Genomic DNA, 3544 nt, shown 5'->3' with positions numbered 1-3544 from the left:
CACCTCTTTCGTTAAGGTCTCCCCGATCGCCTTGTAGCCGATGCTCATGTCGGCGACGAGGATGGTCCTTCCGTCGCGCTCCTTGCGCGAGCGGACCGTCAGCGCCTCCCAAAGCGGCAGGACTTGCGGATAGGTTTCGATGTCGGCAACCAGCGCGAACATCTGCTGCGGCGTGTGAGCAACGCGGCGGGTGGCTTCAAATTTCGGCATGAACCCGGCTCTAGAGGGCGTCGCGTCGAAGACGCATCAGAGCGATTTCGCGAGCTGTGCTTCGCGCGCCGCGCGCAGCCTGCCGAAATCGTCGCCGGCGTGATGCGACGAGCGCGTCAGCGGGCTCGACGCCACCAGCAGGAAACCCTTGGTCTTGCCGATCGTCTCGAAGGACTTGAATTCCTCCGGCGTGACGAAGCGGATCACCGGGTGGTGCTTCTTCGACGGCTGCAGATACTGGCCGATGGTCATGAAGTCGACATTGGCCGAACGCAGATCATCCATCAACTGCAGGATTTCGTTGCGCTCCTCACCCAGTCCCACCATGATGCCGGACTTGGTGAAGATCGAGGGATCGAGTTCCTTGACCCGCTGCAGCAGCCGGATCGAGTGGAAATAACGGGCGCCTGGCCGGACCTTCAGATAGTTCGACGGCACGGTTTCGAGATTATGGTTGAAGACGTCGGGCCTGGCCGCCACGACGATCTCCAGCGCCCCGTCCTTGCGCAGGAAATCCGGCGTCAGGATTTCGATCGTCGTCAGAGGCGTTGCCGCCCGGATCGCACGGATGACATCGGCGAAGTGCTGCGCGCCGCCATCGGCGAGATCGTCGCGGTCGACCGAGGTGATGACGACATGGGTAAGGCCCATCTGCTTGACGGCATGCGCGACGCGGGCCGGCTCGTCCGGATCGAGCGCGGTCGGAATGCCAGTGGCGACATTGCAGAAGGCGCAGGCGCGCGTGCAGATCTCGCCCATGATCATGAAGGTGGCGTGCTTCTTTTCCCAGCACTCACCGATGTTCGGGCAACCGGCCTCTTCGCATACAGTCACCAGCTTGTGGGATTTGACGATCTCGCGTGTCTCGGCATAGCCTTTCGATACCGGCGCCTTGACGCGGATCCAGTCCGGCTTGCGCAACACCTCCTGGTCGGGCTTGTGCGCTTTCTCGGGATGCCGCAGCCGCGGCGCGTTGGCGATCGTGTCGAGGACAGTGACCATCTGAACCCTGGCTTTTCTCGCGACCGCCCGTCGGCGATCGTCACGTTTACGTCATCTAGGACTTTTCAACACAAAGAAAAAGGCTGCGGAGGCGCATGCCGCCACAACCGTTTTCGCATAGCCGGGAAGGATATCGACTAGCGGCGCACCAGGCGACCGACCCAGATCAGCAGGCAGGCACCGATGAAGCCGGTGATCAGATAGGCGGTCCAGCCGACGCCGAACACGCCGATGTTGAGCGCCTGTAGGATGGCATTCAGCACCACCGCGCCAACGATGCCCATGATAATGTTCATGAATATGCCGGTGTTGCTCTTCATGACCATTTCGGCGAGCCAGCCTGCCAGGCCGCCGATGATGATGGCTGCGATCCAGCCCACGCCGTTCAGGTGCATATGCCTTCTCCTTGCGCGCGTAAAAATGCATCCGGAAACGAACTGCCTCGCCGTCGCGATCTCGCGGCCTTCGAAGCTGAGTCTCCTGCGGCGAATCTATCATGCGTTCAAGGCGCGACCATAGGCGTCGAGCACGCTTTCCTTCATCATCTCCGACAGCGTCGGATGCGGGAAGATCGTGTGCATCAGCTCTTCCTCGGTCGTTTCAAGGTTCATCGCCACGACAAAGCCCTGGATCAATTCGGTGACTTCGGCGCCGACCATATGCGCGCCGAGCAACTGACCGGTCTTCTTGTCGAAGATGGTCTTGATGAAGCCCTGGTCCTCGCCAAGCGCGATGGCCTTGCCGTTAGCGGCGAACTGGAAGCGGCCGACGCGAATATCCCGGCCTTCGGCCTTTGCTTTCGCTTCCGTCAGGCCAACCGAGGCAACCTGCGGGTTGCAATAGGTGCAGCCGGGAATCTTGAGCTTGTCCGTCGCGTGAACACCGGGAAAATTGGCGATCTTTTCGATACACACGACGCCCTCATGCTCGGCCTTGTGGGCAAGCATCGGGGGACCGGCGACATCGCCGATGGCGTAGATGCCGGGCACATTGGTCTTGCCATAACCGTCGATGACGACGCAGCCGCGCTCGGTCTTGACGCCGAGGGCCTCAAGGCCGAGATTCTCGATATTGCCCTGGACGCCGACGGCCGAAATCATGCGATCGGCTGATATCTTCTCGACCTTGCCGTCCTTCATCTCGACATGCGCGGTGACGGAGTTCGCCCCCTTCTCGACCTTGGTCACCTTGGCCTCGAGGATGATCTTCATGCCTTGCTTCTCGAACTGCTTTTGCGCGAATTTCGAGACTTCGGCGTCCTCGACCGGCATGACCGCCGGCAGCAGTTCGACCACCGTCACCTCGGCGCCCATGGTGCGGTAGAAGGAGGCGAATTCGATGCCAATGGCGCCCGAACCCATCACCAGCAGCGACTTCGGCATCTCCTTCGGCACCATGGCTTCAAAGTACGTCCAGATCAGCTTGCCATCCGGCTCGATGCCGGGCAGCGCGCGCGGCCGGGCGCCGGTCGCCAGGATGATGTGCTTGGCCGTGTAGGTGCCCTCGCCCTTGACGCCTTTCGGCACCGGCGGCTGCGGTTCCATCGGCTTCTTGGCCGTCTTGGAAACAACGATCTCACCGGGCTTCGAGAGCTTGGCCTCGCCCCAGATGACATCGACCTTGTTCTTCTTCATCAGGAACGCGACGCCGCCATTGAGCCTGAGCGACACTTTCCGCGACCGATCGACCACGGCCGCGGTGTCGGCGCTGACCTTGCCGTCGAGCTTCAGGCCATAATCCTTCAGGTGATCCAAATAGTGCATGATCTCGGCCGACCGCAGCAGCGCCTTGGTTGGAATGCAGCCCCAGTTGAGGCAGATGCCGCCGAGATGTTCGCGCTCGACGATCGCCGTCTTGAAGCCGAGCTGGGCGGAACGGACCGCGGTGACATAGCCGCCGGGACCGGAGCCGATGATGATGACGTCGTAGTTCTCAGCCACGGTTTTCTCCTTCAATCACAATTCCAGCATGACGCGCACGACTGGTGTCAGCGCCTTGCCGATGTTTCGCGTGTTTTCGGCGTCGAGGTGGACGCCATCGAGAGGTGTTGTTTGCGCCACCGTGCCAGCGTCGAAGAAGCCGCAACCGACTTCGTCGGCGAGTGCTGCGTATTGCGGTGCAAGCTGCTTCGAGGCGTCGTCGCCACCGGCGAACATCTCCTTGAAATCGGCATTCTCCGTGCGGCTGACAAGAGGAGGCGAAACGATCAGGATCTGCGGCGCCGGCCAGTCGAACGGATAGTCGTGGCCACGCACGATGTCGATCAACCGCTGGATGCCTTGCTTGGCGGCAACCGGGTTGCCATGGATCCATGGTTTCATGTCATTGGCAC

Annotated in this window: 4 protein-coding genes and 1 pseudogene; all 5 read right to left on the bottom strand. The window is 61.3% G+C overall.

Annotated features, from left to right (window positions below; genetic code table 11):
• Positions 1-210 (bottom strand): SRPBCC family protein (locus EOA36_RS30920; RefSeq protein WP_281040094.1); only part of this gene is annotated, 210 nt, incomplete at its 3' end.
• Between the two features lie 36 nt (positions 211-246).
• Positions 247-1212: a lipoyl synthase gene (lipA, locus tag EOA36_RS30915; RefSeq protein ID WP_127280701.1), complete on the bottom strand. Its 966-nt coding sequence runs from the start codon at positions 1210-1212 to the stop codon at positions 247-249.
• Between the two features lie 137 nt (positions 1213-1349).
• The gene (locus tag EOA36_RS30910) at positions 1350-1607 is read right to left on the bottom strand and encodes a GlsB/YeaQ/YmgE family stress response membrane protein (RefSeq protein WP_027142753.1); all 258 of its coding nucleotides are present in this window, start codon (positions 1605-1607) and stop codon (positions 1350-1352) included.
• Positions 1608-1706: 99 nt separating this feature from the next.
• Positions 1707-3152 (bottom strand): dihydrolipoyl dehydrogenase, encoded by a 1446-nt coding sequence (gene lpdA / locus EOA36_RS30905; protein ID WP_127280700.1) that lies wholly within the window; start codon positions 3150-3152, stop codon positions 1707-1709.
• Positions 3153-3167: 15 nt separating this feature from the next.
• A pseudogene (locus EOA36_RS30900) lies at positions 3168-3544 on the bottom strand (arylesterase); the annotation flags it as partial.

The sequence above is a fragment of the Mesorhizobium sp. M8A.F.Ca.ET.021.01.1.1 genome, from assembly GCF_003998025.1.
In the GTDB taxonomy this organism is placed as follows: domain Bacteria; phylum Pseudomonadota; class Alphaproteobacteria; order Rhizobiales; family Rhizobiaceae; genus Mesorhizobium.
The sequence above is the reverse complement of the archived record's forward strand: the minus strand, read 5'-3'. Positions and strand labels throughout refer to the sequence as shown.